26 protein-coding genes and 5 pseudogenes are annotated in these 26,227 nt (G+C 70.0%); 18 read left to right on the top strand and 13 right to left on the bottom strand.

Translation table 11 applies throughout. The annotated features are described in order from the left end of the window. Positions 1-59 precede the first annotated feature (59 nt). The 4 genes from melC2 to QMK28_RS03665 form a co-directional block, all read right to left on the bottom strand. A complete protein-coding gene (melC2, locus tag QMK28_RS03650; protein WP_326435496.1) occupies positions 60-878 on the bottom strand; it encodes a tyrosinase MelC2 in 819 nt (272 codons plus the stop codon). A gap of 25 nt (positions 879-903) precedes the next feature. Continuing rightward, on the bottom strand, positions 904-1,299 hold the full coding sequence (melC1, locus tag QMK28_RS03655) for an apotyrosinase chaperone MelC1 (protein ID WP_326435497.1): 396 nt from the start codon (positions 1,297-1,299) through the stop codon (positions 904-906). 791 nt (positions 1,300-2,090) lie between these two features. After that, complete coding sequence (locus QMK28_RS03660) at positions 2,091-2,300, bottom strand: RpiB/LacA/LacB family sugar-phosphate isomerase (protein ID WP_326435498.1); 210 nt, start codon at positions 2,298-2,300, stop codon at positions 2,091-2,093. 15 nt (positions 2,301-2,315) lie between these two features. Continuing rightward, complete coding sequence (locus QMK28_RS03665; RefSeq protein WP_326435499.1) at positions 2,316-2,729, bottom strand: arsenate reductase ArsC; 414 nt, start codon at positions 2,727-2,729, stop codon at positions 2,316-2,318. A 91-nt stretch (positions 2,730-2,820) separates the two neighbouring features. Here QMK28_RS03665 and QMK28_RS03670 point away from each other — a divergent pair, with 91 nt between their 5' ends. From QMK28_RS03670 to mtnC, 13 genes and pseudogenes are all read left to right on the top strand, one after another. Beyond that, on the top strand, positions 2,821-3,135 hold the full coding sequence (locus QMK28_RS03670) for an ArsR/SmtB family transcription factor (protein WP_326435500.1): 315 nt from the start codon (positions 2,821-2,823) through the stop codon (positions 3,133-3,135). Further along, on the top strand, positions 3,132-4,286 hold the full coding sequence (gene arsB, locus QMK28_RS03675) for an ACR3 family arsenite efflux transporter (protein WP_326435501.1): 1,155 nt from the start codon (positions 3,132-3,134) through the stop codon (positions 4,284-4,286). Before QMK28_RS03670 ends, arsB begins: the two co-directional genes overlap by 4 nt. A 35-nt stretch (positions 4,287-4,321) precedes the next feature. Next, positions 4,322-4,456 carry a hypothetical protein gene (locus QMK28_RS03680; RefSeq protein WP_326435502.1) on the top strand — a complete coding sequence of 45 codons (135 nt, stop codon included), beginning with the start codon at positions 4,322-4,324 and terminating at the stop codon, positions 4,454-4,456. Between the two features lie 573 nt (positions 4,457-5,029). Further along, the gene (arsL, locus tag QMK28_RS03685) at positions 5,030-6,280 is read left to right on the top strand and encodes an arsinothricin biosynthesis radical SAM protein ArsL (RefSeq protein ID WP_326435503.1); all 1,251 of its coding nucleotides are present in this window, start codon (positions 5,030-5,032) and stop codon (positions 6,278-6,280) included. 54 nt (positions 6,281-6,334) lie between these two features. Further along, complete coding sequence (locus QMK28_RS03690; protein WP_326435504.1) at positions 6,335-7,591, top strand: GNAT family N-acetyltransferase; 1,257 nt, start codon at positions 6,335-6,337, stop codon at positions 7,589-7,591. A 57-nt stretch (positions 7,592-7,648) separates the two neighbouring features. Next, on the top strand, positions 7,649-8,755 hold the full coding sequence (locus tag QMK28_RS03695; RefSeq protein WP_326435505.1) for a GTP-binding protein: 1,107 nt from the start codon (positions 7,649-7,651) through the stop codon (positions 8,753-8,755). 15 nt (positions 8,756-8,770) lie between these two features. Beyond that, positions 8,771-9,568 carry a methyltransferase domain-containing protein gene (locus QMK28_RS03700; protein WP_326435506.1) on the top strand — a complete coding sequence of 266 codons (798 nt, stop codon included), beginning with the start codon at positions 8,771-8,773 and terminating at the stop codon, positions 9,566-9,568. Positions 9,569-9,631: 63 nt separating this feature from the next. Next, complete coding sequence (locus tag QMK28_RS03705; protein ID WP_326435507.1) at positions 9,632-10,723, top strand: inorganic phosphate transporter; 1,092 nt, start codon at positions 9,632-9,634, stop codon at positions 10,721-10,723. Positions 10,724-10,732: 9 nt separating this feature from the next. Beyond that, a pseudogene (locus QMK28_RS03710) lies at positions 10,733-10,987 on the top strand (ArsR/SmtB family transcription factor); the annotation flags it as partial. A gap of 226 nt (positions 10,988-11,213) precedes the next feature. Continuing rightward, positions 11,214-11,333: pseudogene (locus QMK28_RS03715) on the top strand (hypothetical protein); the annotation flags it as partial. Then, on the top strand, positions 11,330-11,995 hold the full coding sequence (gene mtnB, locus QMK28_RS03720; RefSeq protein WP_326435508.1) for a methylthioribulose 1-phosphate dehydratase: 666 nt from the start codon (positions 11,330-11,332) through the stop codon (positions 11,993-11,995). The pseudogene QMK28_RS03715 and the gene mtnB, both read left to right, overlap by 4 nt. A 24-nt stretch (positions 11,996-12,019) precedes the next feature. Continuing rightward, the gene (locus tag QMK28_RS03725) at positions 12,020-12,595 is read left to right on the top strand and encodes a 1,2-dihydroxy-3-keto-5-methylthiopentene dioxygenase (protein WP_326435509.1); all 576 of its coding nucleotides are present in this window, start codon (positions 12,020-12,022) and stop codon (positions 12,593-12,595) included. A 1-nt stretch (position 12,596) separates the two neighbouring features. After that, positions 12,597-13,325, top strand: coding sequence for an acireductone synthase (gene mtnC, locus QMK28_RS03730; protein ID WP_326435510.1), 729 nt, complete (start codon positions 12,597-12,599; stop codon positions 13,323-13,325). A 13-nt stretch (positions 13,326-13,338) separates the two neighbouring features. Here the strand turns inward: mtnC and QMK28_RS03735 are convergent, their stop codons facing one another. Then, complete coding sequence (locus tag QMK28_RS03735; RefSeq protein ID WP_326435511.1) at positions 13,339-14,457, bottom strand: permease; 1,119 nt, start codon at positions 14,455-14,457, stop codon at positions 13,339-13,341. Positions 14,458-14,939: 482 nt separating this feature from the next. Here QMK28_RS03735 and QMK28_RS03740 point away from each other — a divergent pair, with 482 nt between their 5' ends. Then, positions 14,940-15,269, top strand: a complete 330-nt coding sequence (locus QMK28_RS03740) for an ArsR/SmtB family transcription factor (protein WP_326435512.1) — start codon at positions 14,940-14,942, stop codon at positions 15,267-15,269. A 13-nt stretch (positions 15,270-15,282) separates the two neighbouring features. Further along, positions 15,283-15,672: an ArsR/SmtB family transcription factor gene (locus QMK28_RS03745; protein WP_326435513.1), complete on the top strand. Its 390-nt coding sequence runs from the start codon at positions 15,283-15,285 to the stop codon at positions 15,670-15,672. Positions 15,673-15,810: 138 nt separating this feature from the next. Here the strand turns inward: QMK28_RS03745 and QMK28_RS03750 are convergent, their stop codons facing one another. Together QMK28_RS03750 and QMK28_RS03755 are read right to left on the bottom strand one after the other, a co-directional pair. Then, entirely contained in the window at positions 15,811-16,326 is a 516-nt protein-coding gene (locus QMK28_RS03750) for a GNAT family N-acetyltransferase (protein ID WP_326435514.1), read from the bottom strand. Beyond that, positions 16,323-16,682 (bottom strand): ArsR/SmtB family transcription factor, encoded by a 360-nt coding sequence (locus tag QMK28_RS03755; protein ID WP_326435515.1) that lies wholly within the window; start codon positions 16,680-16,682, stop codon positions 16,323-16,325. The genes QMK28_RS03750 and QMK28_RS03755 overlap by 4 nt, the downstream gene beginning before the upstream one ends. Before the next feature lie 177 nt (positions 16,683-16,859). Between QMK28_RS03755 and QMK28_RS03760 the strand changes: the two genes are divergently transcribed. After that, positions 16,860-18,233 carry an NAD(P)-binding domain-containing protein gene (locus QMK28_RS03760; RefSeq protein ID WP_326435516.1) on the top strand — a complete coding sequence of 458 codons (1,374 nt, stop codon included), beginning with the start codon at positions 16,860-16,862 and terminating at the stop codon, positions 18,231-18,233. A gap of 204 nt (positions 18,234-18,437) precedes the next feature. Here the strand turns inward: QMK28_RS03760 and QMK28_RS03765 are convergent. Then, positions 18,438-18,578, bottom strand: a pseudogene (locus tag QMK28_RS03765) (amino acid permease); the annotation flags it as partial. Between the two features lie 170 nt (positions 18,579-18,748). Then, a complete protein-coding gene (locus QMK28_RS03770; protein WP_326435517.1) occupies positions 18,749-19,915 on the bottom strand; it encodes an agmatine deiminase family protein in 1,167 nt (388 codons plus the stop codon). 446 nt (positions 19,916-20,361) lie between these two features. Here QMK28_RS03770 and QMK28_RS03775 point away from each other — a divergent pair, with 446 nt between their 5' ends. Further along, positions 20,362-22,251: an ABC transporter ATP-binding protein gene (locus tag QMK28_RS03775; RefSeq protein ID WP_326435518.1), complete on the top strand. Its 1,890-nt coding sequence runs from the start codon at positions 20,362-20,364 to the stop codon at positions 22,249-22,251. 131 nt (positions 22,252-22,382) lie between these two features. Here the strand turns inward: QMK28_RS03775 and QMK28_RS03780 are convergent. From QMK28_RS03780 to QMK28_RS03790, 3 genes and pseudogenes are all read right to left on the bottom strand, one after another. Beyond that, a pseudogene (locus QMK28_RS03780) lies at positions 22,383-22,640 on the bottom strand (hypothetical protein); the annotation flags it as partial. Positions 22,641-22,906: 266 nt separating this feature from the next. Next, positions 22,907-24,436, bottom strand: a complete 1,530-nt coding sequence (locus QMK28_RS03785) for a PH domain-containing protein (RefSeq protein WP_326435519.1) — start codon at positions 24,434-24,436, stop codon at positions 22,907-22,909. Beyond that, positions 24,433-24,951: a PH domain-containing protein gene (locus tag QMK28_RS03790; protein ID WP_326435520.1), complete on the bottom strand. Its 519-nt coding sequence runs from the start codon at positions 24,949-24,951 to the stop codon at positions 24,433-24,435. The genes QMK28_RS03785 and QMK28_RS03790 overlap by 4 nt, the downstream gene beginning before the upstream one ends. 85 nt (positions 24,952-25,036) lie before the next feature. Here QMK28_RS03790 and QMK28_RS03795 point away from each other — a divergent pair, with 85 nt between their 5' ends. Beyond that, entirely contained in the window at positions 25,037-25,657 is a 621-nt protein-coding gene (locus QMK28_RS03795; RefSeq protein ID WP_326435521.1) for a TetR/AcrR family transcriptional regulator, read from the top strand. Positions 25,658-25,674: 17 nt separating this feature from the next. On the opposite strand, the pseudogene QMK28_RS03800 reads toward QMK28_RS03795, so the two are convergent. Further along, positions 25,675-25,803: pseudogene (locus QMK28_RS03800) on the bottom strand (MFS transporter); the annotation flags it as partial. Between the last annotated feature and the right edge of the window lie 424 nt (positions 25,804-26,227).

Here is a 26,227-nt window from a genome sequence, read left to right on the forward strand (position 1 = left end):
TGGTCCGCCCCCGGCCCGGCCCGCGCCGCCCACTGCCGTCGGCGGTGGGCGGCGAGAGGTCACGCGTAGGTGTAGCGGGAGGTGTGGTCGAGCATGTCCGCCGGGGTGGTGTCGTTCCACGGCTTCATGGTCTCGCGGAGGTACACGACATCCGGCGTGCCCGAGGCGGGCAGGTAGGTCGACGTCGGGTGCAGGCGCTGCCAGTCGGCCCACAGCTTGTCGATGAAACAGTGGTGCAGCCAGAAGACCGGGTCGTTGGGCGAGACACCGGTGGTCATCTGACCGCCGACCCAAACGTGGATGCGGTTGTGCAGGTTGACCCCGCGCCAGCCTTCGAGGTGGTTACGGAAGCCGTCGGACAGGCTGTTCCACGGAGCCATGTCGTAGACGGGCATGGCCAGGACGGAGTCCACCTCGGCCCTGGTCGGCAGGGGGCGGCCGCCGGCGCCGAGCGCGCGGCGCAGGTAGCTGCGGGAGTCGACCCGTACGCTCACCGCCCACTTGCCGGCACTGGCGGCGAACGGGCCGGTGGTCACCTGTCCGTCGCTGCTGCGACCGTTGCCGCCGAGGAAGTCGGCGCCCCATATCGAGGAGCCGGCCGTGCGGTCGACGGTCCAGTCCCAGTAGGGCAGCGTGACGTCGGCGTTGACGGACTGCAGCGCCTGCTCGAACTCCAGCAGGAATCTTCGGTGCCAGGGCAGGAAGGACGGCGAGCGGTGCCCGACCCGTTCACTGGTGTCGGTGTCGGACATGATGAAGGCGTTGTGCGTGGTGACGAACGCGTCGTAGCGACCGTTGCGCTTGAGTTCGAGTACGGCGTTGACGAAGTCCCGCTTCTCCGCGGCCGTCAGGTTCGCTTGGTTCTTACGGACTGCCATGAGACGTCTCTTTCCTATCGGGGGTTCAGACCATCGGGACGAGCTCGGCGCCCTGCAACTCGCCCACGGCGGCGCGCGCCAGGGCGCGGGGGGTGGAGAACGTCTCGTAGTGGTTGACGACGCTGATCCATGTGGTGTCGGCGTTCTGCATCACGTGCAGTTCCTCGCCGTCGACCAGCACGGCGTAGCCGGGCCCCTCGTGGTGGTGCCCGCCGTGCTGGGCGAACCCCTGTATGCGGCGGCCCTGGAAGACCTCGTCGAACGGCTTCGGCCCGCCGGCGTTCGACGGCGTGGGCGGCTCGTTGCCGGTAAGCCGACTGGCGACGGCTGACGGAGCGGCGAGTGCCACGCCGGCGAAAGCGGTCGCGGCGATCCCCATGGCGGCGCCCCGCAGCACATTGCGGCGCGTGAGGTCAGACATGCGCAATCCCCTCGGTTCACCTTCTTGCGGACAACAGCCGCAGAAGGAATGCTTCTTGACGGGTGGTCACATCTCATGACCACCAAGTCGGCATATTTGCAGGTCGGGCCGGGTTCCCCAAACGCACCGAGGGAGTTGGCTGCGTATCGGACAATCGCCGCAGCTGCACTCAAAATCCAATCCAAACGATCTTGCTGGTGCGTCACCCTATCGGTGGCTAGAACAGGAAGATTTACGTCTGGATGCCATCTGTACAGGAAATTCTTCTGGCATATGCGGACACGCGTGAGATACCACACGGGATGCGGACGGCGCAAAAGCGCGCCCCACCGGTCCGGCGGGTCTCACCAAACGTTTCGGGCGCGGGGTTCGGAATTGACCGCCGCGAAAACTGCGAGTGCGATGGCGGTGAACACCAGCCCCAACGCGGCGAGGTTGACGTACTCAGGGACGGCTGCGGCTGCGGCTGCGGCTGCGGAGCACAACTCCCGTATCTGAACGCCTGATGCCGTCTCGGGCCAAGGTGCTGAAGCCATAGCCGGTGAGGCCGGCTGCCGTGATCAGCCCGATCGGGACGATCAACATCAGGACGGCGGGATGGGGGTCCTCGGAGGCGCTGGAGGCCATCACCATGACTTACCTGCTCTCAACTGGTCATGAGGCGTCGGCATCATGATCGGGCCCCAGCGCCACCGTGTGCGACACCCGGCGGAGACCGGGAGCAACGGCGCGGGTGCCGACAGCTGGCCCGAAGCCGGAGATCTACTGCTGGAGGTGGTCCCGGCAGCGCGTCAGGCGGTCCCTGTCAGCTGCGCCTCGTAGTCGACCATCGCGTCCATCAGCGGGGCCCACGGTGAGGCCGGGTCGTAGCGCAGGTCGAGCCACTGGTCGACCAGCCGTTCGGCCGTCTCGTACGTGATGCTCATCTGGCCCATGGCGAGGACCTGAGCGTTGTTGAGGAGGACCGAGCCCTCGATCCGGTGGGGGTCGTGGGCGGTCACCGCGCGCGCCGGGGCCTACTTGGTAGCCTCCGGCGCGATCTCCTCAATCAGTGCCCCGACGAGCTTCTTGATCTCGTCGCGGATCGGGCGGACGGCCTCGACGCCCTGACCGGCCGGGTCTTCCAGCGTCCAGTCCAGGTAGCGCTTGCCCGGGAAGACCGGGCAGCTGTCGCCGCAGCCCATCGTGATGCAGACGTCCGACGCCTTGACCGCCTCGACGGTGAGGATCTTCGGGGACTCGGCCGTGATGTCGATGCCCACCTCGCGCATCGCCTCGACAGCGGCCGGGTTCACCTGGCCGGCGGGGACGGAGCCGGCGGAGCGGACCGCGACGCGGTCTCCGGCCAGGTGGGTCAGCCACGCGGCGGCCATCTGGGAGCGGCCGGCGTTGTGGACGCAGACGAACAGCACGGAGGGTTTCTCGGCCATCAGGGGACTCTCCTGGCTCGCAACGGATTCAAGTGCGAGTGGCGTCAGCACCCCGTGGCGTCAGCCGCCACTGATGTGACAGTATCAGCTCATGCTGACATCAGTCGATACTGAACTGATCCGGGTCCTGGCCGACCCGCTCAGGCTCCAGATCGTGACCCTGCTGGCCCACGAGACGCTCTGCACCACGCACCTGGTCGAGGAGACCGGCGCCAAGCAGACGAACCTCTCCAACCACCTGCGCGTGCTGCGCGAGGCCGGCGTGGTGGAAACCGAACCGTGCGGGCGCTTCACCTACTACAGGCTGCGGCCCGAAGTCATCGAAGCCGTGGCGGGCTCGTTCACCGCACTCGCCACGGCAGCCCGCGCCACCCGAGCCGCCGACACGAAAAGAGCCTGCCCGTGACCAGCACCGAAACGCCTGCCTCCCCCCGCGTAGAGCCGGGTGGAGAACCGGGTGGAGACTCGGTCGTCGCGAAGCTCTCCACTCTCGACCGCTTCCTGGCCGTGTGGATCCTCCTCGCGATGGCCCTCGGGCTGGGCCTCGGCCGGCTGATCCCCGGCCTGAACGACGCGCTCACCAAGGTCGAGATCGGCGGCATCTCACTGCCGATCGCGGTCGGCCTGCTGATCATGATGTACCCGGTGCTGGCGAAGGTCCGCTACGACAAGCTCGACGCGGTCACCGGCGACAAGAAGCTGATGGTCTCCTCGCTCGTCGTCAACTGGATCCTCGGCCCGGCCGTGATGTTCGCGCTCGCCTGGATCTTCCTGCCCGACCTGCCCGAGTACCGCACCGGCCTGATCATCGTCGGGCTCGCCCGCTGCATCGCCATGGTCATCATCTGGAACGACCTGGCCTGCGGCGACCGCGAAGCCGCCGCCGTCCTGGTCGCCCTCAACTCCGTCTTCCAGGTCATCGCCTTCGGCCTGCTCGGCTGGCTCTACCTCGACCTGCTCCCCGGCTGGCTGGGTCTGGGTGACGGCGAGCAGCTCGACATCTCGATGTGGAAGATCGCCCTCAACGTCGTCGTCTTCCTCGGCGTGCCACTGCTGGCCGGCTTCCTGACCCGCCGCATCGGCGAGAAGAAGCTGGGCCAGGAGAGGTACGAGAACACCTTCCTGCCGAAGATCGGCCCCTGGGCGCTGTACGGGCTGCTGTTCACCATCGTCATCCTCTTCGCCCTCCAGGGAAAGACGATCACTTCGCAGCCGCTGGACGTCATCCGCATCGCACTGCCGCTGCTGGTCTACTTCGCCCTCATGTGGTTCGGCGCCTTCGCGCTCGGCAAGTCCCTCGGCCTCGCCTACGACCGCACCGCGACCCTCGCCTTCACCGCCGCCGGCAACAACTTCGAACTGGCCATCGCGGTCGCCATCGCCACCTTCGGCGTCACCAGCGGACAAGCGCTGTCCGGCGTCGTCGGCCCGCTCATCGAGGTGCCGGTCCTGATCGCCTTGGTGTACGTATCCCTGGCCTGGCGCAAGAAGTTCGCAGCACCCGGACCGGAGCGGCAGGCTGTCCGGCGAACCGCGGCGGGGGTGCGCGGCTGCTGAGCGCCCGGGGCTGGATCCGCTCGAACCGTGTCGCGGTGGCCGTGCTCGCGGGAATCGTCTGGACGGGCGTGATGTACCTGTTCATCCGTGACCCCGCGATCGCCGGACTGTGCGGCCTGGCTTTCGCCGGGGTCCTGGGGTTCACGCTACCGAGGCCGCCCGCGCCCTGATCGCCGCTGATGCCAGGACGGTTGACGACGCTCGGCGTGGGCTTGTCCGTCGGCCGTCGCTCGCGTTCCCCCCCCCCCGCCCTGCGGCTTCCCTGGAGCGGGGAGAAACACTCGTACCCGCTGGAGCCCCTGCGGCGAGGTTGCATTCCGGCCATTTGACGGACGCCGCCCGCCCCCCACGGGCACCGTCGCCGCACGACCATCGAAGATTGCCGATGTGAGACCGCCAAAGTGGCTGCGAACCCCGGGCCGTGCGTTTCAGCCGTGCGAGCTGCGCGTCGACGCCTCCCGAACTCGCTGTGGCAGCCCCCTCGTCGCGAAAATCAGCCCAGCTCCCGGTGATCCTCCGAGGTAGCCGGGACCGGGGGAGGCGACAAGATCTCGCCATCCGACGCTGTCGATCGAGGCCGGTAAGCGACAGCGCCGCAATCGCCCTTTCATCGATCCATTGACATACATCGTTTAATACTGCCATGGTTCCGGCCATCGGCGGACGGAGCTGTCGCCGACCCGGGCGCAACCGCAGCCTGAGATCTCGGATATTCCTTGCTGATCACTCCCTGGGGGGGAAGTGTGACCCAACCCCGTGTCCTTGTTGCGTCCGCGTTCGAAGCGGAACTTCAACCTCTGACCTCCGCCTGTGCGGCAGCCGCCCTGCAGGCGCAGCACGCCGACGTCTTCGGCTGGGACGCTCACTTGCTGCCGGACACCCTCCCGGAGGGGCCCTTCGACCTGGTCCTGGTGTCGGTCCAGCAGTTCGAGGGCCTGGAGCGGGGCATGGCCCTCGCCCGCCGAGTGACCGGCGCGTTCGGCGCCACCGTGGTGGCCTTCGGCCAGTACGCGCAGATGAATCAGCGCGCCTTCCTTGACGTCGTCGACGGCATCGCCATGGACGAACCGGAGCTCATCGCCCCCGAGCTGGTTGAACTGGCCGACGGCAGACGCGAGTTGAGCACCGTGCCGGCACTGATGACACGCCACGGTCTGCGCCCGAAGCCGCCGCGCCGTCGCATCTCGGTGCCGAAGCCCGCCCGTCAGCTGTTCCCCTCCCTCGTCCACTACCCCGCCCACCACACGCCGTTCGGCCTGATGGGCAACATCGAGACGACCCGAGGCTGCCACCACAAGTGCACCTACTGCTCGGTGTACGGCGCCTACGATGGCTCGGTCGCCGCGTTCGAGGCCGATACCGTGCTCGCCGACGCGCTCCAGCTCGCCGAAGAGGGGGTGCGCCACTTCTGCTTCATCGACGCGGAGTTCTTCAACTCGCGCACCATAGGCGTCGGCGTGGCCGAGCGGCTCGTGGACGCCATCGGGCCGATCACGTTCGAGCTCACCACCCGTGTCGATCACGTGCTGGACTACACCCGGGAGCTGGAGAAGCTCGTCTCACTCGGCCTGAAGCGGGTGACCTGCGCCCTGGAGTTCCCCTCCAACAGGATCCTGCGCATCTTCGACAAGCACATCGACGTCGATCACCTGCGGGAAGCGGCCGTCGAGGCCGAGCGCATCGGCTTCGAGCTGTTCCCGACCTTCATCCCCTTCACTCCCTGGATCGAGTACGAGGAACTGCTCGGCTTCGAGGACTTCCTCGTCGAGACGGGTCTCGCCCGGGTCACCGACCCCACCGCGCTGCAGACGCGCCTGCTGCTGTTCAAGGGGTCGCCGCTGCTGTCCTCTCCCTGGATGGAAGACATCGCGACCGTCGACCGCGGCTTCTGGGTGGAGTGGACCCACCCGGACAAGCGGGTCGAGGAGCTGTGGCAGGAACGCCGGCTCGACGCCGAGGGCGCCGGCAAGATCCGCTGCTGTGTGAAGTGCTGAGGCGCCCCCATGCGAGTCAGCTGACCCGCCCCACGAGACTCAAAGGACACTGACATGGGTGGATCACCCCGCGTCGTCATCTCCACCGGTCAGGCGCTGCCGGACCTCGACTGGTCCGGTGAACTCGACAGCCTCACCGACGCCTGGCCCTACCTCGGCCCCACCTGGCTGGGTGCGACCGAGAAGGTGCTCCCCGGGGCACGGCCCTGGCACACCGTAGCCACTCGCGCCCGCGGTGAACTCGCGCTGCTGCCCGGGTACATCCTCAGCACACCGCCGGTGGTCGACCATGAACCGCGTACCTATCTCGGCTGGCAGGCCCCCTCGGGCGAGGAGGTGTGCTGCGGAGCCGAGACGGACGCCGCCCGCAGCGCCCAGGTCGACGCTTTGGGCGTCGAGCCGTTCTTCCCCGCTCTGCTGCTGGGCTCCCCGCTCGGATACCGCAGCGAGGTCGCCTACAACTTCTGGACCCCGACGCTGATGTCGTCCATCGTCGCGAAGATGGTGCCCGCCGCGTTCGAGGCCGGCATCCGGTGCATCGTGGCGCCCTGGATCCCCGACCGGCGTGGGAACGAAGCCCTGGTCGACGCCCTCGACTCGGCTGGCGGGCACAGCGCGTTCTGGGGCTACGAGGACTTCATGAGCCTTGACGCCGCCGACTGGGAGGGCCACCTCGCTGCGCTGCCGCTCAAGAAACGCCAGCGCATCAAGGGCGACGTCCGTCGGGCGGAAGCCGCGGGCGTCACCATCCGGCGCGTCGAGGGGGCCGGCATCCGCCCCTACGCGGCACGCATCGCGGAACTCACCTGCCTCAACCGGGAGAAGAACGGCGCCGGCGAGGAGCCCGGCCACATCAACGGCCTCCTCACGGCCCTGCTCGACGACGGCGCCGACGTGCGCGCGTACCTCGGCTACAAGGACGACGCGCTGGTCGCCACCTGCGTGACCATCCGCAAGAACCACCGCCTGTTCCCCAAGTGGGCCGGATTCGACTATGCGGCGATCGGCGAACGCAGCGGAATCTACTTCGCTCTGGTGCTCGACGCACCCGTCCGCGACGCGTACGCCGAAGGGCTGCGCACCGTGGAGTTCGGTGCCGGAGCACACCAGGCCAAGACCCTGCGCGGGTGCACACCGCGCGCGGTCACCACATCCATGCTCCTGTCCGACCCGGATCTGCGGCCCCGGGCCGCCGGGTGGCTCGACGCCTTCGGGCGCAGCCGCCGCGCCGCCTTCGGCGACGCCGTCCCCACGCCGGCCCCCGGCGCGCTCACCCTGCTCGGCAGCGAAGGCTGCTGCGCCGGCGGCTGACCGGCACAGGCGCGGAGACCTCAGCGCCCGCAGAGACAAGGATGAGAAGGAGCGGACATGATCACGTTCATCCCCCTGACCGGGTTCCTCGGGGCCGGCAAGACCACCACGATGGCCGCCACCGCCCTCGCTCTTCAGGAGCGGGGGCACAAGGTGGCCGTCATCACCAATGACCAAGGCGTGGATCTGGTCGACACCAAGCTGCTGCGCAGTCAGTTGGACAGCGTCGCGGAGGTCACCGGAGGGTGCTTCTGCTGCCGGTTCGAGGATCTGGTCGAGGCCGTGATCGCGCTCGTGGCCTCCGACGACGTCGACACCGTGATCGCCGAAGCGGTGGGCAGCTGCACCGACCTCCAGGCGACGGTGGTCCGGCCGCTGCGCCGGTACTACGGCGAGAAGATGGTCGTCGCCCCGCTGACCACGGTGGTCGACCCGCTGCGCTACCGGGCGTTCGACCGGGCCGCCCGGCGCGGCGAGCCGGAGTCGGACCTGTCCTACCTGTTCCGGCAGCAACTCACCGAGGCTGACGTCCTCGCGGTGAACAAGCTGGACACCATCACATCGCAGCAGGCGGTCGAGCTGCTGGACCGGCTGCGCTCGGACCACCCGAAGGCCGCCGTCGTGGGCTACGCGGCGGGCCAGGGCGAGGGGATCGGCTCGCTGCTCGACGTCTGGGCCGCACCCCCCGGCAACGGGGCGGTGGCGCTCGATGTCGACTACGACCGCTACGCGGCGGCCGAGGCGCAACTGGCCTGGATGAACCAGGCGTTGGACCTGACGGCCGAAGGGAACGGGTTCGACGCCACCGTGTGGGCGCGCACCGTCCTGCAGGAGCTGTCCGCCTGGGCGGCGGCACGGCAGGCGGTCATCGGCCACGCGAAGCTGACTGTGGAGCTGCGCGAGGGCGATTTCGCCAAGCTCAGCCTCACCGAAGCCGGCGCGGAGCCCACGCTGGACCGCTCCGCCGATGCCACGGCCCCTGTCGGCAAGGCCGTCGTGAACGCCCGGGTCGCGTGTGAGCCGGCTGCTCTGGACCAAGCCGTCACCGAGGCCGTGGCCGCCGCCGACCGGGTCGCGGGAGTGGCCTCCTCGGCCACCGCGCCGGTGTCGTTCAAGCCGTCCTACCCCCGCCCGGTGCACCGCCTCGCCCCCCTCGGCGCCTGACCACAAGGACACTCCATGACAGAGACCTCTGCCGACACCGCCGGACAGCTGCGAGAGGACGTCCGCGCGTACTACCGCGCCAAGGCCGCCGAAGCCGAATCCGGCGGGGCCTGCTGCTCACCCGACCCGGACACCTTCGGGCCCGCCGCCTACTCCGGCATCGGCCCCGACAGCGCGCCCGGCTCTGCCCTGCTCGCCAGCCTCGGGTGCGGCAACCCCAGCGCCGTCGCCGAACTGCGCGAAGGAGAAACGGTCCTGGACCTCGGGTCCGGCGGCGGTCTCGACGTCATCCTCAGCGCTCGCCGGGTCGGCCCCGACGGGCTCGTCTTCGGACTGGACTTTCTGGAGGAGATGCTCGCGCTGGCCGGCCGCAACATCGCGGACGCCGAGATGGACAACATCGTCCTCCTCAAGGGCACCATCGAGGCGATCCCGCTGCCCGCCGGGACCGTCGACGTGATCATCTCCAACTGCGTGATCAATCTGTCCCTGGACAAGCCCGCCGTCTTCGCGGAGATGGCACGGGTGCTCGCATCCGGCGGGCGGATCGGCATCAGCGACGTCGTCGCCGAGGACCGTCTCAGCGCGGCCCAGCGCGCCGAGCGCGGCGGACACAGCCAGTGCATCGCCGGCGCCCTGTCCGTCTGCGAGTACAAGGAACTGCTGTCAGCGGTCGGGCTGAAGGACTCCGAGGTCGTCTTCACCCAGGAAGCCGCGGACGGGCTGCACACCGCCGTCATCCGAGCCCGTAAGCCCGTGCAGAACGAAGCCGCCGCCCCGGGAGAGTGCACTCCCGGCGGCTCCTGCTGCTGACCGCACCTCCGGCTCGCGGCCGTCGGCTTCGGCACAGCGGCCCCTTCACCAGGAGACACCGCCATGTCCCTCTTCACTGTGCTCGTATTCGTCCTGGTCGCAGCGCTGGCCGCGGTCAACGGCAGCAATGACGTCCCCAAAGGGGTCGCCACCCTCGCCGGCGCGGGGGTGACCAAGTACCGCACCGCGATCATCTGGGGAACGGTGACCACCCTCGCCGGATGTGTGTGCTCGCTGGCCCTGGCCGACAAGATGACCAAGCTGTTCTCCAAGGGCATCATCACCGCCGAGCCCACGGACGCCTTCGCCGTCGCGGTGCTGGCCGGCGCGGCGAGCTGGGTGGGTCTGGCGACCCTGCTGCGGCTCCCGGTCTCCACCACCCACGCCCTGATCGGCGGACTGCTCGGGGCAGGCCTGCTGCTGGCGTCGGACAGCATCGCCTGGTCCGCCGTACCGCAGAAGCTCGTCATCCCGCTGCTCACCAGCGTCGGAGTCGCGTACGGGATATCCCTGCTGCTGGCCCTGGCCTTCCGCAGGGTCGGCAAGCGTGCCGCGACCGGCGCAGCGGCGACCGGACCCGGCGGCGGAACGGCGCCTGCCACCCAGTCGGGAACCGGTGGAGCCGAGTCGGTCGCGGTGCTCGAAGCCGAGTCGGTCAGCACCTCGGCCGGCGAGCCGGCCATGGAGGCCCCCAGCCGTGTGCTGACGGGGGCCCACTGGGTGACCAGTGGGGCGACGGGCTTCGCGCGGGGACTCAACGACACCCCCAAGATCGTCGCCATCGGCGCCTTCGCCCTGGTCCCGGCCGGCATGACGACGTGGCAGATCATGCTCCTGGTGGCCGGAGCCATGGCGGTGGGCTCGCTCACCGGCGGAATGCGCGTGGCCCGGCGGCTCGGCGAAGGCGTGGTGCGGATGAACCACAAGGAGGGGTTCCTGGCCAACCTCACCACCGCGACGCTCGTCGGACTCGGCGCCGGATACGGCCTGCCCATGTCCACCACGCATACCTCGACCGGCGCGATAGCCGGCTCAGCCGGGGCCAACCTCAGCCGCCTCAGCGGAAAGACGCTGCGCCACTTCCTCATCGCCTGGCTGGTGACACCCCCGTTCGCGGCAGGAGTCGCGGCGCTGGTCTTCCTGGCCGCCCGTTAGGAGTCCCGGATGACCGACGACGAGCTGCAGCGGGAAACCGTCGAGGCCTACGCCCGCTGGTTCCAGGCCCTGGCCGACCCCACGCGCATCCTCATCGTGCACTTCCTCAGCCAACAGGGTGAGCCGGTGCCGGCGGGCGCCATCGTCGACCACGTGAAAATCGGCCAGCCGACCGTCTCGCATCATCTCAAAGTCCTCTACCAGGTCCGCTTCGTCACCCGGCGCAGGTCAGGCGCGCACATCCTGTACGCGATCAACGACAGCTGCGTCACCGAGTTCCCGTGCGCCGCCGACGTGGTGCTGGGGGGCGCCCCATACCCGCGCTCCACGCGGTTGTCGCTCGCGCGGACGCGCGCTGAGGTCTTCCGTCCGATCAGGAGCGATCAGGAGCGATCGGGAGCGATCAGGAGAAGGAAAACGGTGCAGCTTCTTCCGGCAAGGCCCTCACTGACCTGGGACGACGCGCGGAAGAGATCACCTCGTACGCGGGAGTGCGGCCCCCGCCGGGACCCGTGCCTACCATCCCGCCTTCGACGTCACACCGGCGGAGCTGATCACCGCGATCGTGTCCGAACTGAGCGTCCACCGCCCCTGTGAGGTGACCGTATGAGCGAGCGCCGGCCTGACGAGTTGGCAGATGAACTGTCCCTGTTCTCCCGAGCGCTGTACGGGCAAGGATGGATGCCGGGCACCTCCGGCAACCTCTCGGTCCGCCTCCCCTGCCCGACCGGTCAGGCGCTGATCACGGCCAGCGGCAGGGACAAGGGCGAGATCACCGCTCAGGACCTGGTCCGGATCGACGCCGCCACAGGCGAGCCGTCCCGGCCGGGTCCGCTGCGCGCCTCGGCCGAGGTGTCCATCCACGCGGCCCTCTACCGCGGCACTGGTGCGGAGGCGGTCATCCACGTCCACTCGCCGTACGCCACCGCCGTCGCCTGCCTCACCCGTACCGCGTCCTCGACCTCGCTCCTGCACCTTGAGCGATTCGAACTCCTCAAGGGCCTCGGCCTGACCGACCCTTCCAGCACCGACCTGCCGGTGTTCCCCAACTGGCCGCAGGTGCCAAGGATCGCCGACGACGTCCACGCTCATCTGCGCTCCACCCCGGGCGCGCCGCCGGGGCTGTTGATAGCCGACCACGGGATCACGACCTGGGGATGCGACCTCGCCCAGGCCAGGAACCGGCTCGAATGCCTGGAGGCGATCTGCCAGTTGCTCCTGCTGACACGAGCCGAACTGCGTCTCTCCCCCACTTCCGACTCCGTCTCCTAAGCCGACCAGAGCGGGACAGCTCTCATGACGCTCCTCCAGATCATGCCGGACGACGACCCGGGCTCCATCCTGCTCCGTACCCGCGACGCGGTGCGGATCACCGAGGCGCTGCGGGACCAGTCCGTCGACTTCGTCCGCTGGCCGCTGCGCGGGCCCGTCACCGCGGACACCACCTCCGATGTGCTGCGCGACCGCTATCGCGCCGAGGTCGACGAGTTGTGCGCCCGCCAGGGGCTGCGGCTGGTCGACGTCGCCCGGATCCATCCGGAGGAGGGGCCGGAGTGGCAGGAACACGCTGCCACGGCCCGGTCGATGTTCCTGGAGGAGCACCGCCACGCGGAGGACGAGGTCCGGTTCTTCGCCCACGGCACGGGGTGCTTCTACCTGCACCTGGAGCAGCGGGTGTACGCGGTGGTGTGCGAGGCAGGAGACCTGCTGTCCGTTCCCGCCGGGACGCTGCACTGGTTCGACATGGGACCACGGCCCGGGTTCGCGGCCATCGGCTTCTTCGAGCGGGAGGACGGCTGGGTGGGCGGCTTCATCGAGGCCTCCATCGCGGGGAAGTTCCCGCGCCTCGACGCTCTGCGCGACACCAGCTGAAATGCGCACCGACTCCGCTGTCCACGCCACCGCACATGCGGTGGTCCTCGACATCGAGGGCACCACCGGTTCCCTCTCCCATGTGCGCGACGTGCTGTTCCCGTACGCGAGGCAGCGCATCGCCCCCTGGCTCGCCGCCCGCCGCGGCACCGCGCAATGGCACCAGGTGCTCGCTGCGGTGCGCACTCGCACATCAGCGCCGGAGCTCGGTGAGCTCGACGCGGTGGAGCAGTTGGAGTCCTGGGCGGACGCGGACGCCAAAGCGGTGCCGCTCAAGACGCTTCAGGGCCTGATCTGGGCCGACGGCTACGCCGCCGGGGAGCTGTCCGGTCACGTCTACCCGGACGTGCCGACGGCGCTTGCCCGGTGGAAGGCGTCGGGAGTGGCCCGCTACATCTACTCCTCCGGTTCCGAACCGGCCCAGCGCGCCTGGTTCGCTCACACCCCGTACGGCGATCTCAGCGACCTCCTGAACGGCTATTTCGATCTGGTTTCGGCCGGCCACAAGTGGGAGGCCGCCTCCTATCGGGCGCTGGCCGCCGCGATCGGGGTCCCGGGGCCGCAACTGCTGTTCACCAGCGACGTCGGCGAGGAGCTCGGCGCGGCGTCCGCGGCCGGCTGGCAGACCGTGGCGGTGCGGCGTCCGGACGACAGACGGGGTCCGGAGGTCACCGGTCATCGCACGATCGGTTCGTTGGACGCGCTGGAACTGCGCCCGCCTCGCGCTTGATCGTCAGTGGAGGTCACAGGAACGGGAGGGCCACCAGCCCGATGCCGATGCTGCCGAGCATGCCGATGGCCAGGTAGAGCGAGAACACTCTGCCGTTGACCACGCTGCGCACGGCGACCATCGCCGGAATCGTCGTCACCGCCCCGCCGAGGAGGAACGTGACGCCCGCGGCGGCGAGCATGCCCTGGTCCAACAGCCCGTCCACCACGGGAATGGCGCCCACCCCGTTGAGATACAGCGGCACGCTGATCAGGCCGGCTGCCAGCACCGAGAGCACACCGTCGACTCCCAGCAGCGACGAGACGGCACTGGTGGGGACGTACCTGACGATCAGGGCCTCCAGCACGATGGCCAGCAGCAGCCACTTGCCCAGGGCGAGTGAGTCGCCCCAGATCTCCTTGAGCACGTCGCGCGCCTTCAGCTGCTTGATGTCCCGTCTGGCCAGCACGCGCCAGGGCGTGCCGTCGTCCACCAGCGGGTCCTGCTCCGCCACGGCGGAGCAGGCGCTTGGCGGACGCGCCTCGTGGGCCAGGTCCGTACCGCCGCCGTCTCCCAGGCCTGCGGCCACCGTCGCGGCGGCAGGCGCGACGGCTGCCGCAGTGACGGCGGAACACGCCGGGGCCGGCTCAGGCACTTCGGTCCTGGAGGGGACTTCGGTCTTGGAGCACGACGTGGCGGGCGCGGATTTCACCGCCCGCAGGGCGTTGGCGAAGTGCCCCCGCCGCTCCAGGGCGAGAACGATCAGTCCCGCGCCGAAGCTCAGGACGAGCGCCCCCACCAGGCGCGCGGTGGCGAGGGGGACTCCCAGTTGGGATGCGGAGAGGGCGTAGATCTCCGGGTCCATGGACGGGGAGGCGATCCAGAAGGACATCACGGCCGAGAGCGGGACACCTGCTATCAGGAAGCGGCGGATCAGGGGGATCACCGTGAAGGAGCAGAACGGGCTGAACGCTCCGATGGCGGTGACCACCGCGATACCGAGGATTCCGCTGCGGGTGAAGTTGCGCCGCGCGACGACGTCGATGGACAGCCGCTGCACCGCGACCCCGAGCACGATGGCAAAGAGGAACCACGGGAGGTAATGCAGCGCCTCGCGCAGCACGAACAGGCCGAGGGCCTGCAGTTCGCTCACGATGAACCTCTCTGGACTGGGGTTCCTCATCTGCGGAGTCCGCTCGACGTGGTTCCCACATGCGGATTTCGGTGCCTGGGGAGCCGGCCACAGGAGACGAGGGGCTTCGGCCCGTACGGGCGAGGAGACGAACGGGGAGCACGGCGGCGACGGGGGATGCACCGCCACGCTCCCCATTCATCGAATATCGAAGATAGATGATGAATGGGGGCGTGGCAATGACCGCCGGCGTACTGTGAACTACCGTGACGGAAGCGCGCTGGGGCGATGGGCGAGCGATGCGCCGCCTGCGGAGGCGCCGCCCCTGAGCCCGCCGACTCGCCACGGGCAGTGCGGCACGTAAGTCGTCGGATCAGGTCACCGCGGTCCGGCTTCCGGGCGGATGCCGCCCCGGCCGCCGCAGCCCGAGGCCGGGGCGGACGCCAAGATCCGGCACGAGCGCCTTGCTGTTCGAGCATGTCATCGAATACCATCGATAGATCATGACCGGCACGATGAACGCCCAGCTGATCGACCGAAGCACGGCCGAGTCCTACGCGACCTGGTTCAAAGCCCTGTCCGACCCCACCCGCGTGCAGATCCTGAACCTCTTGGCGCTCGCCCCCGCCGCCATGAGCGTCGGGGAGATCGTAGAGCGGGTCGGCGTCGGGCAGTCAACGGTGTCGCACCACCTCAAACTGCTCGCCGATGTCCGTTTCGTCCTGCGTGAGCGCCAGGGGACCTCCGCGTACTACTCCATCAACGTCGCATGCGTAGCCTGTTTCCCCAGCGCGGCGGATGCCGTGATGGGCCGCCCCGCGTCCTCCGCCTGACCGACATGGACCCATGCCGAAGCTGAACGCAGCGAGCCTTCAGGCAGGCCCCGCGTGCTGCCCGCCGATCACCACCGCGGCGCTCTCCGAGCAGGCGGCGGAGACCATGGCTGCCCTGTTCAAGGCCCTGTCGGACCCGGTGCGGCTGCGACTCCTCTCGCGGGTGGCCTCCCATCCGAGCGGCGAAGCGTGCGTGTGCGACATAGCTGACGTCGGCGTTTCCCAGCCCACGGTCAGCCACCACCTCAAGAAGCTGCGCGAGGCGGGCCTTCTCACGTCGGACCGGCGCGGAACGTGGATCTACTACCGACTGGCCCCCGGGGTCCTCACCGCTCTGGGCGCCTTCCTGATGGGCACGGGACTGGTCCCGTCCGCGAGTATGACGGATCCGCAGGCACCGTAATCGCGCGCTCCGCAGACGTGCGGGCGGCCGGCGCGTGCCGGGGCGTTCACCACCGACGGCGCGCGCCGCGCTCGCAGCGATCGGCACGCTCCCCGACGCCGCGCCCGCCCCGCACCGGCGACGAAGTACGGGCCGCTGTCAGCCGACTGCTGGGCTGCGGCGCTCGATGAGCACGACGTCGCGCCAGGCTCCGCGGTGGCGTCCGATACGTTCACGGGTGCCGATGATCCGGAATCCGGCACGCTGGTGCAGGGCCAGACTGGCGGTGTTCTCAGGGAAGACGCCGGCCTGGATGGTCCAGATGCCGGCCGCGTCGGCCGAGGCGATCAGTGCGTCCAGGAGCGCGCGGGCGACGCCTTCGCCCCGCGCCTCGCGGGCGACGTAGACGGAGTGCTCCACCACACCGGCGTAGGCGCCCCGGTCGGAGACCTTGCCGACGGCGACCCAGCCCAGCACCCGCCCGCCGTCCGCCACGGCGACGAAGCGGTGGTCCGCGAGCTTGGCGGCGTCGAACGACTCCCAGCCGGGGGCCTCGGTCTCGAACGTGGCGTTGCCCTCGTCGATGCCCGACTGGTAGATGGCCAGGACCTGGTCCGCGTGCGCGGCTGTCAGCGGTCGGACGAGGGCGCGGGCGCCGGGGTGCCGGAAGCTCATGTGGCCACGCGCCCCAGCAGCTGGCCCATGGCGGCCAGGACGGACGGCTCGACGCGGTAGTAGACCCAGGTGCCGCGCCGCTCGGAGGCCAGCAGTCCGGACTCGCGGAGCTTCTTCAGGTGATGCGAGACGGTGGGCTGGGTGACGCCCACGTCGGAGATGTCGCACACGCACGCCTCGCCGCCCTCGTGCGAGGCGACGAGCGAGAACAGCCGCAGCCGCACCGGGTCGCCGAGTGCTTTGAACATCGCGGCGGTGCGTACCGCTTCCTCCGCCGACAACGGGCGTTCGGTCAGCGGAGGGCAGCACGGCGTTACGCCCGGTTCCAGCAGCGGCAGCACCTTCGTATTCGACATGTGTCTATGTTGACACATGTCGAACCAGGCCCCCAGGGGCGCTGCGAGCGGGCGACGAGTCGACACCCGGCCAGGAATCCATAAATTCGACACATGTCTATGTTGACGCTTATCGAATCAGATGCGATGCTGGCCGCGACAGGACATCGACAAATATCGAAACAAGCAGGAGCCATCATGACTGCGCCGCTCGACGAGGTGCCCGCCGCCGCCCTGCCCACCGTGGTCATCGGAGCCGGCCCGATCGGTCTGGCCGCCGCCGCCCACCTCGTCGAGCGCGGTATCGAGCCCCTGGTCCTGGAACAGGGAGAGTCCGCGGGCAGCGCCGTGCGCGAGTGGAGCCATGTGCGGCTGTTCTCCACCTGGGCCGAGGTCGTCGACCCGGCCGCCGAGAAGCTGCTCGCCCCCACCGGCTGGACCGCGCCCGACGACTCCGCCTATCCGTCCGGCGGCGACTGGGCCACGCGATACCTCCAGCCGCTCGCCGACGTTCTCGGCGACAGGGTCCGCTTCGGCGCGACGGTGACCGCCGTCTCCCGCCTCGGACGCGACCGCGTCGTGGACGCGGACCGCGAACAGCAGCCCTTCACCGTCCACCTTCGATACGCCGACGGAACCGAAGCGCGCATCACCGCCCGCGCCGTCATCGACGCCTCCGGCACCTGGACCACCCCCGGCCCGCTCGGCGGCGACGGTCTGCCGGCCCTCGGCGCGCGCGCCGCCGCCGACCGCGTCTCCTACCGCGTCCCCGACCTCAAGGACCCTGCCGTACGCGCCCGTTACGCTGGCAAGCGCACCGCCGTGGTCGGCTCCGGCGCGTCCGCCTTCACCGCCCTCGCCCACCTGGCCGACCTCGCCCAGGAGACCCCCGGCACGCACGCCGTATGGATCCTGCGGCGCGGCATCGGCGGCAGCACCTTCGGCGGCGGCGCGGCCGACCAGCTGCCCGCCCGAGGAGCACTGGGCCTGCGGGCCAGAGCCGCCGTCGACGAGGGATACGCCGACGCCGTCACCGGTTTCCGCACCGCCACCGTCGAAAAGGCGGCCGACCGGCTGGTTCTCGTCGCCGAGGACGGCCGCCGCCTCGACGCCGTCGACCACGTCATCGTCCTGACCGGCTTCCGCCCCGACCTGTCCTTCCTGTCCGAACTCCGCCTCGGTCTCGATGAGCGGCTCCAGGCCCCGGTGGAACTGGCCCCGCTGATCGACCCGAACGTGCACTCCTGCGGCACGGTCCACCCGCACGGGGTGACGGAGCTCGCGCACCCGGAGCAGGACCTCTACCTCGTCGGCATGAAGAGCTACGGCCGCGCCCCGACCTTCCTCGCCATGACCGGCTACGAGCAGGTCCGCTCCATCGCCGCCGCACTCGCCGGAGACCGGGAAGCCGCCGAGCGCGTGGAGCTGACCCTCCCGGAGACCGGAGTGTGCGGCGGCGCCGGCCTCTTCGACGAGCCCGACGCCGCCAAGGCCGACAGCGACGGGGGCGGCTGCTGCGCCACCCCGGCCACCGTACGGATCGGTGCGCCCGCCTTCGCCGGCGGCTGCTGACCGCTGTCCGCAGCTCGATCAGCTCGCCGCTGCGGACGCCTGATCACGCGGTGCCGGGTCTACGAGTCGGCGCGGAAGCGCGTCAACGGCCCCGCCGTCTTCGGCTGTGGGCAGCGCGACGCGTACTCAAGAGCCGCGTGCTCGCGTGCTCAGGAGTCGCGCGCTCGGGAACTGACGACTTTGCGCACGCCGTACGCACTCGCACCCGGCTGCCCGGGCCGCGGGCGCCAGGGCAGCGAAGATCCCCGCCCCGACCATCGCACCGAGGCCGATCGCCACGGCGTCGAAGACGCCCAACCGCCGCTTCAACCCGGGGCCGCCCGCGGGGGCCTGCGATGCGGTCATCCCTCACACTCCTTGAACGGCAGTCCGCGCGCCGCTCCGCAGCAGCGTCAGATGTGGACATCGGCGCACAGTACCGGGACAAGGTGTCGCCCGGCTCTGGCGCCGGGGACCACGAACGCGGCCGGGAACGGCGCCCCGGGCACCATGCGCTCCGGGGATGGCTGCTGCGGCTACTCGGCTGCGGGCTTGCCGGGCTGGTCGTGGGTCGAGCAGTGGATGCCGCCGCCGCCGGAGGCGATGGTGTCGATCTTCACGGGTACGATCTCGCGCTCGGGGAAGTGCTCCCGCAGGATCCCCTTCGCGCGGTCGTCCGCCCGGGTGTCACCGAAGCGGGGCATGAACACGGCGCCGTTGGCGACGTAGAAGTTCGCATACGTCGCCACGAAATCGTCGCCACGGCCGGTGATCTCGTCGAAGTCGGGCTGGGGCAGATCGATGACCTCCAGACGCTTGCCGCGAGCGTCCGTCGCATCCTTGAACACCGACCTTGCCTGGTCGGCCGCGCGGGACCACACGTCCACAGGGGTGCCGGGCAGCGCCTGGTCCAGCAGCACGACGCCCGGAGCGGTGAACCGGACAAGGCTGTCGACATGTGCGTCCGTGATGTCCTGCCCGCGCACTCCGGCGAGCCAGATCACCTTCTTGACGCCGAGGCCGCTCTTGAGCTCGGCTTCGATCCGGTCGCGGCTCTTGCCTGGATTGCGGTTCTTGTTGACCACGGAACTCTCGGTGACCAGCAGAGTTCCCGCGCCGTCGGTCTCGAAGGAGCCGCCTTCGGCGACCAGCGGAGCCTGCGTGCGGGCGATACCGTACTTCGACAGCACGGCGCGGCCGATCCGGGCGTCGTCGCGGTGCTCCTGCTTGTCGCCCCAGCCGCTGAAGTTGAGGTCGACGCCCAGGAGTTCGCCGGACTCCTCCACGAACACCGGCACGGTGTCACGCGCCCACAGGTCGTCCACCGCAATAGGGATCACCTCGACCTGGGAGCCGCAGGCCCGCTGGGCCGCGGCCTGCTGGGCAGGCTTGGCGAGCATCACCACGGGTTCGTACTCGGCGACCGCGCGCGCCACGCGTGCGATGTCGTCCCGCACCACCGGCAGGTCCTCGCCCCAGACCCGCTCCAGTGCCGGCCAGCACATGAACGTCCGGGTGTGGCTCTCCCATTCGGCGCCGAACCGGCGTCCCGCGCTCGATTCCTCTCCCGAGGCGGCGGCAGGGGAGCTGCCAGGCTCGGCCGGGTCGCCCGGAGCACAGGCTGCGGCTCCGAGGGCGAGTACGCCGCCGATGCCGGCGAAGGAGCGCAAGGCGGTACGGCGGGATTTGAAGGGGTTGGACACAGAGAGCTCCGCTATTCAGCTGATGGGCTTTCCCTCGGGAAACGCGACCCCTGACTATCGAGCCCGCGGAACGGAATCTACCGGTACCGCCAAGCCGGTCGATCAGCTGACGCTCCGTACGAGCTGGTCACCGACGTGGCTGTGACGCCCGTGCGGTAGACGGTGCGGTAGACGGTGCGGCCACGTTCGGACGAATTCCGCCGGGTCCACGGCGGAGGTACGGGCACCGCACCAGGATGGGGCGATGGCTCCTCTCCCCGCCGACACCGGTGGCCGGCACGGACAGGACGAACGGGCGGCCACTGAGCGGCGCCGTCCGGGCATCAGCCGGCGGTCATGTCACATCACCGTCACGTCGCGTCGCGTCGCGTCGCGTCGCGTCGGAGCAGCCCGAAGAGACCCAGCGGCCCGCGCTCGGCTGCCGCTGACGACAAGGAGGTGCGCAGGTGACGACCGCCAGCATTCCGGAGGAGAGCGCAAAGACTCCCCCGCCGCCGCCACCGGCGGAGATCAAGTTCGAGGGGCAGTACGGGAAGAACCCGCTGGGTGAGGCATCCTTCAAGCACATGTGCTCCCGGCTGCCCGCGGTACTGCGGCAGACCGGACGGATGGCGTGGCAGATCGACCGGCCGGCCGTCGTACTGCTGGTGGCCTGTCAACTGCTCGCCGGGCTCGCCGCGGCCGTCGTGCTGGCCGCGACCTCGCGTGCGATGGGGCCGATCCTGGGTGACGGTCCGGCGTCCGACCGGCTCGACGCGGCGCTCCCCGCCCTCCTGGTCATCGCCGCCGCTGCCGGCGTCGGGCGCGTCACGGCCGCCCTCGCCTCGTACGCGGACGGGCGGATCACACCGCTGCTGACGACGGCCGCCGACACGGCCATGGTCGAAGCGGTGTGCCGGGTGGAGGCCGCGGCGTACGGCGAGGAAGGGTTCGCCGACCGGCAGGAAGCCGCGGAGCTGGGCGTGCTCCGCACCACCAAGATGGTGGATGACGCCCAGCGGTTCATGGCAGCCGTGATCCGCATGGTCGCCGCGGCCGGCATCCTCAGCGTGCTCCACCCCCTGCTGGTGCCGCTCCTGGCGCTCGCCGTGCTCCCGGCCGGGGCGGGCGCGGTGATGTCGGCGCGGGTCGACTACGAGACGCACTACGCCAACGTCGGCGACCGCAACGTGCGCGGCATGATGCGCTGGTGGACCACCACGCCGAAGCTGGCGGACGAGGTGCGCGCGAACGGCATGACCGGCTATCTGCTGTTCTGGTACCGCTCACTGTCCGAGCGCATCGACCGGCGCACCCTGACGATGGCGCCGCGGATGCTCCGGATCACGCTGGCCACGTCGACGCTCGGCGGGATCTTCCTGATCGGCACCTGGGCCACGCTGGCCTGGCTGGCCGTGACCGGACGCGTCAATCTCGCCGTCGCGGCGACCGCCGTCGTCGCCGTCCAGACCTCGCTGGCAGCCCTGTCGCAGGTGGTCGCCAACGGGGCTGCGATGTTCCACACCAGCCTCTACCTGGCCGACATGCGCGGCTTCCTGGACTTCGCCACGGAACGCGCCCCCCGGCGCGGCGAGTCGACCGTATCCGCGCAGCCGCAGGAGATCCGGCTGGACGAGGCCGTCTACCAGTACCCGAACAAGGAGACCCCTGCCGTCGACAGGGTCTCCCTCACCCTGCGCCGCGGCGAAGTCGTCGCGATCGTCGGGGAGAACGGCTCGGGCAAGTCCACCCTCACCCGCCTCATCACCGGCTTGTATCTCACCGACAAGGGCCGGGTGACGTGGGACGGCGTCGACCTGGCGGCCGCCGACCCCTACGCGGTGTGGGCACGGACCGGGCTCGTCCCGCAGTTCTTCGGCCAGTGGCCCCTGGCCGCACGGGAGAACGTCACCCTCGGCCAGCCCCGCACCCACCATGACGGCCCGGTGTGGGACGCCGTCGACGCCGTCGGCATGCGCGGGGCGGTCGAGCAACTCCCGTACGGCCTGGACACGCTGCTGGCCCGCGAACTGTGGGGCGGCAGCGAACTGTCGGGCGGCCAGTGGCAACGCCTCGCCTGCTCACGCGCGCTCTACCGTCAGCCGCCGGTGCTGATCCTGGACGAGCCGACGTCGGAGATGGACGCCCGCGGCGAGCACGCGATGTTCGCCGCCCTCAAAGCGATCGCCCACACCCGGATCACGATCGTGGTCACACACCGGATCGAGAACACCAAGATGGCCGACCGCATCGTCGTCATGGAACACGGCCGGATCGTCGAACAGGGCCGGTACGAGGACCTGATCCATTCCGGCGGCCTGTTCAGCGAACTCCACGCGCTTTCTCAGGATCGCTGACCGGGGTGACCGGGGTTGGTCGGGGCTGGGGACGCATTACTGCGCCCCCGCTACCCGACCGTCGAGTCCAGGATCCGCGAGTCGAGCGCACTGACGGCGCTCAGTGCGCACCGAATGCGCGAATCCGGGCTTCAGAGCGCACCGGTCCCGGACCGTAGCCAGCTCACGCGCAGCCACTGATCGAGAGCGGCGAAGTCCGTGTCCGTGAGGCCTTGGCGGGGGTCTACGCGATGGAGAAGGGCTCGTCCTGGGTGGTGTGCGGCTACCCAGGCCAGATCTGTGTCGGTGATCTCATCGTCGACCCAGGCGAACGAGCGTCCGGCGGCGCAGTCGAGGAGCGCACGGGTCTTCCAATGCAGCCCGCCTTCCTCGTCCTCGCCGGACGGCTCCTCGAACAATGGCGCACTGTTCCCGCCGGATCTGTTGCGCTGCGTCAGACGTGGCCTGGCAATGCCGAAGTGGGGCCATTCCAACGTGAACGGTGGTTCCGCACGCGCGGGTTCCGCCGTCGCTGCAGGAGCCAGTGCGCACGAGGCCGTGGAACCTGAAGTCGAGCACAGTGGCTTCTGGCCCCCAGCCTGGGCCCCCGGCCGCAGGTCTCCCCCCGTGCTCTGGATCCGCAGATCACCGACTGGTGGGAGTGGCGGGGCGTGGACTACCGGGAACCGCTCCGGAGGAATGGCGGGCATGTCCTGGCCTCAGTGTCCGCCAGGAACTCGTCCAGAATCCCGGGAGCCGCAGCGGCGGCGAACGCCGGGGCCTCGCGGGCGTCGAGATCGGGGATGCGGTAGCCGTCCTCGCCCGCCGCCACCGCCGCGGTCAAGGTGACCAGGCCCGCGCGGCGGGCGAACGGCGAGCTGGAGAGGGTCCAGGCGACGATGGCCTCGCGCTGGAGGGCGAGCGTGTCGCGGCTGACGGTGCCCGAGCGGACGAGTAGAAACGGACCCTGGAGACCGTGCCCCAAGTTTCGGTACGCGTCGCGGGCCAGCCACAGGACGGCGAGGGTGGACAGCGAGGCGAAGAGCCAGGCGCAGTGCAGGAGTACCGGGGTGAAGGCGAGACCGAGACCGACGAGGACCGCGGTGGGCGGAAGAACGGCGAACAGCAGCCCGCGCATCCGGCGTCGGCGCAGGGCCACCTTCGGGTGGCGCGTCAACTGCGTGCTCGCGAAGGGATGTTGCAGGACTCCCTCGGCTACCCGCACCGCTTCCGTGCGGGGAGCGGGTGGCAGCAGAGAGCTGCGCTTGCGGTTCTCCTCGCGGTTGCCGAGGCCACCGGCCACGGCCCGTACCGTTGCTCCACCGCCGGCCCTGAGCAGCAGCGGCTCGCGTAGCAGCACGCCGCGCAGCCGGGCCCGTTCGATGGCCACCGAGCGCGTGGTGAACAGGCCGCGGCGCACCCGCAGCGTGTGCGCGTCCGTCCATTCGAGCCGGAGGTTCCACCAGTTCTCCACGGAGAGCGCCAGGGCTCCGGCCGTGCCGAGTGCGAGCACGGCCAGCAGCGCCGCGGGAACGGTGAGCCACAGCATGCTGTGGCCGAACTGGTGGAAGGCGTCCTGGATGAAGGGCAGTTGCCACGGCTCGATACCGATGGCGTCCAGCACCCGGTAGATGGAACCGGCAGCGACGAACACCCCGCCGACGACCCAGAAGGTGAGGGGCGCGTAGCGCAGCCGGCGCCAGTCGGCGCGGGCGATGACGGAGTCGCGCGCCGCCGCGCCGGCGCCGGTGCGGGTCAGCAGCTCGGCGCGCAGCCGTCGCGCCGCCGGTACGGTCAGCGCCTCCAGGACCAGCTCGCCGCGGCTCCCACTGGAGCCGGCGGTCCCGGCCCGCAGCACCGTCACACCCAGCAGCCGGTGCAGCGGCGAGGCGGTGAGGTCGACGGTGCGGATGCGGTGCAGCGGCACCGTGCGCAGCCGCCGGGTGAACAGTCCGCTGCGTACGTCGAAGGAGTCGTCGGTGATCCGGTAGTCGGTGCGGACCCAGCGGGCCAGCCCTACGCCGGTCACCACGGCGAAGGACACCGCGATGGCGGCGAGGGTGATCCACGCGCCGGTCTCGATCCGGCCGCCGGTGGCGAGCGCGGTCAGGGCGAGGGAGCCGAGCGGCGCGGCCATCCAGCCGCAGTGCACGAGGAGAGTGCGGGCGTCCAGGCTGCGCCACTGGGCCGGGGCGGGGGTGTTCACGCGGCATCGCCCCGCACAGCCTGCGCGGCCTCCGCGATGCGCCGCGACAGCTCTTCGGCGTCCGCGTCGGCCAGCCCGGCGATCTTGATGTCGCCCGCGGTCGACGCGGTGGTGACGGTGACCGTCGCCAACCCGTACCGCCGCTGTATGGGGCCGCGCAGGGTGTCCACGGTCTGCACTCGGCTCAGTGGGGCGATCCGGCGCCTCTGCCAGAACCAGCCGTCCGCCCCGTACATGGCGAGGCTCCCCAGCTCCCAGGCGTGCACGGCGTATCGCTGCCGCGGCATGAGGGTGAGGTAGGCCAAGGCCGGCAGCACGAGGGCGGCGAGCAGCAGCGGCCCCAGCCACGGCATCGCGCCCGGGAAGAAGAGCAGGCTGAGCACGGCGAGGGTCAGGGCGGTGAACAGCATCGGGCCGCTGACGGTCAGCAGCGCCTGGACGGTCCACCAGCGGCGGGCCCGGGGATGGGCTCTGTTCCGGGGAGGGCGCAGGAGCGGGGCGGGGTGCGCGGGCATGGGTGTCACCGTTTTCCAAGTCACTCGTATTGGATAGCGGTACGTTATAACGGTACGATCGACTTGTAAAAGGAGGCGGGAAACCTTGCCGAAAAAGGTGGACCACGAAACCAGACGTCAGGAGATCGCCGAAGCGTTGTTGCGCATCGCGAGCACCCGGGGCCTGGACGGCGCGAGCCTGCGCGAGGTAGCCGCCGAGGCCGGCATCTCGCTCGGCAGACTGCAGCACTACTTCCGCACCAAGGACGAAATGATCACCTTCGCCCTCCGGTACATCAACCAGCTCGCCGACCGGCGTATCCGGCAGCGCATCGAGGCGGCGGCCGACAAGCCCACACCCCGCGTCGTACTGCGCGAATGCCTCAGCGGCATGCTGCCGCTGGACGAGAAGAGCCGGACCGGCACCCTCGTGGCCGCCGCCTACTTCGCCCGCGCCATCCACGACGAACGGCTGCGCACCGACGCCAAGGAGGGCATCCCCCAGCTACGCGCCTTCTTGGCCGACCAGCTGCGTGTGGCGGTCGAACGCGGCGAAGTGCCGGCCGAGCGCGATCCCGACGACGAGGCGATGCTGCTGATCAGCCTGGTCGACGGCTTGACGGCCTACACCCTGCTGGGCGTCCACGGCCCAGCGGAGGCGCAGCGGCTCCTCGACGCGCACCTGGGGCGTCTCTTCGTGTCGGGGGCGGCTGGAACGGCTCCGTAGAACGCCGGGGTGGCGTCACCGGCTACTCCCCCGCCGGTCATCGCCGCGTTCCACAAGACGACCAGGGTTTGCGCGGCGTCCGCCGAGTCGCCTTCCGCGTCGCCCACGGCGGTCTGCAGGAGCGTGGGAGTGCCTCCCCAGCCGAGCAGAGTGGTTCACTGAACAGCCCACTGAACGCCGGTCCAGGAAGCCTGACATACAACTCACGGTCCGAGGCGGAGACCTTCTCCAACGCGCCGCGCTGCGGCTGAACCTGGTGCCGGTACCGGCCTTCGCCTCCTTCTCCGGCATGGCCCTGTCCGGTGTCCTCATCGCCAGCACCCGCCTCGGACTCACCGACTACCTCGAACTGCGGCGGGCCACCGCACAGGAAGCCGCCGAAGACCTGGCGCTCACCCCCGCTTACGCCGTCCTGCTCCTGGACTCCCTCACCGCCCTCGGCTACGCGACCCACCGCCGAGGGGCCTACACCCTCAGCCGCAAGGCCAAGCGCTGGCTCGACCCGGCATCGGAACACAGCCTCACCCGATTCATCGCCAGCCACCACGACTACTGGCAATGGTGGTCGGA

The sequence above is a fragment of the Streptomyces sp. H27-D2 genome (genome assembly GCF_035828615.1).
Taxonomy (GTDB): Bacteria; Actinomycetota; Actinomycetes; order Streptomycetales; family Streptomycetaceae; genus Streptomyces.

What these genes read in the sequence shown, in the direction of transcription:
- melC1 (WP_326435497.1), bottom strand. Translation starts at nt 1,299, where the DNA reads ATGTCTGACCTCACGCGCCGCAATGTGCTGCGGGGCGCCGCCATGGGG.
- QMK28_RS03740 (WP_326435512.1), top strand. Translation starts at nt 14,940, where the DNA reads ATGACCGGCACGATGAACGCCCAGCTGATCGACCGAAGCACGGCCGAG.
- QMK28_RS03700 (WP_326435506.1), top strand. Translation starts at nt 8,771, where the DNA reads ATGACAGAGACCTCTGCCGACACCGCCGGACAGCTGCGAGAGGACGTC.
- QMK28_RS03695 (WP_326435505.1), top strand. Translation starts at nt 7,649, where the DNA reads ATGATCACGTTCATCCCCCTGACCGGGTTCCTCGGGGCCGGCAAGACC.
- mtnC (WP_326435510.1), top strand. Translation starts at nt 12,597, where the DNA reads ATGCGCACCGACTCCGCTGTCCACGCCACCGCACATGCGGTGGTCCTC.
- QMK28_RS03760 (WP_326435516.1), top strand. Translation starts at nt 16,860, where the DNA reads ATGACTGCGCCGCTCGACGAGGTGCCCGCCGCCGCCCTGCCCACCGTG.
- QMK28_RS03665 (WP_326435499.1), bottom strand. Translation starts at nt 2,729, where the DNA reads ATGGCCGAGAAACCCTCCGTGCTGTTCGTCTGCGTCCACAACGCCGGC.
- QMK28_RS03705 (WP_326435507.1), top strand. Translation starts at nt 9,632, where the DNA reads ATGTCCCTCTTCACTGTGCTCGTATTCGTCCTGGTCGCAGCGCTGGCC.
- QMK28_RS03790 (WP_326435520.1), bottom strand. Translation starts at nt 24,951, where the DNA reads ATGCCCGCGCACCCCGCCCCGCTCCTGCGCCCTCCCCGGAACAGAGCC.
- QMK28_RS03745 (WP_326435513.1), top strand. Translation starts at nt 15,283, where the DNA reads ATGCCGAAGCTGAACGCAGCGAGCCTTCAGGCAGGCCCCGCGTGCTGC.
- melC2 (WP_326435496.1), bottom strand. Translation starts at nt 878, where the DNA reads ATGGCAGTCCGTAAGAACCAAGCGAACCTGACGGCCGCGGAGAAGCGG.
- QMK28_RS03725 (WP_326435509.1), top strand. Translation starts at nt 12,020, where the DNA reads ATGACGCTCCTCCAGATCATGCCGGACGACGACCCGGGCTCCATCCTG.
- QMK28_RS03750 (WP_326435514.1), bottom strand. Translation starts at nt 16,326, where the DNA reads ATGAGCTTCCGGCACCCCGGCGCCCGCGCCCTCGTCCGACCGCTGACA.
- mtnB (WP_326435508.1), top strand. Translation starts at nt 11,330, where the DNA reads ATGAGCGAGCGCCGGCCTGACGAGTTGGCAGATGAACTGTCCCTGTTC.
- QMK28_RS03690 (WP_326435504.1), top strand. Translation starts at nt 6,335, where the DNA reads ATGGGTGGATCACCCCGCGTCGTCATCTCCACCGGTCAGGCGCTGCCG.
- QMK28_RS03670 (WP_326435500.1), top strand. Translation starts at nt 2,821, where the DNA reads ATGCTGACATCAGTCGATACTGAACTGATCCGGGTCCTGGCCGACCCG.
- QMK28_RS03755 (WP_326435515.1), bottom strand. Translation starts at nt 16,682, where the DNA reads ATGTCGAATACGAAGGTGCTGCCGCTGCTGGAACCGGGCGTAACGCCG.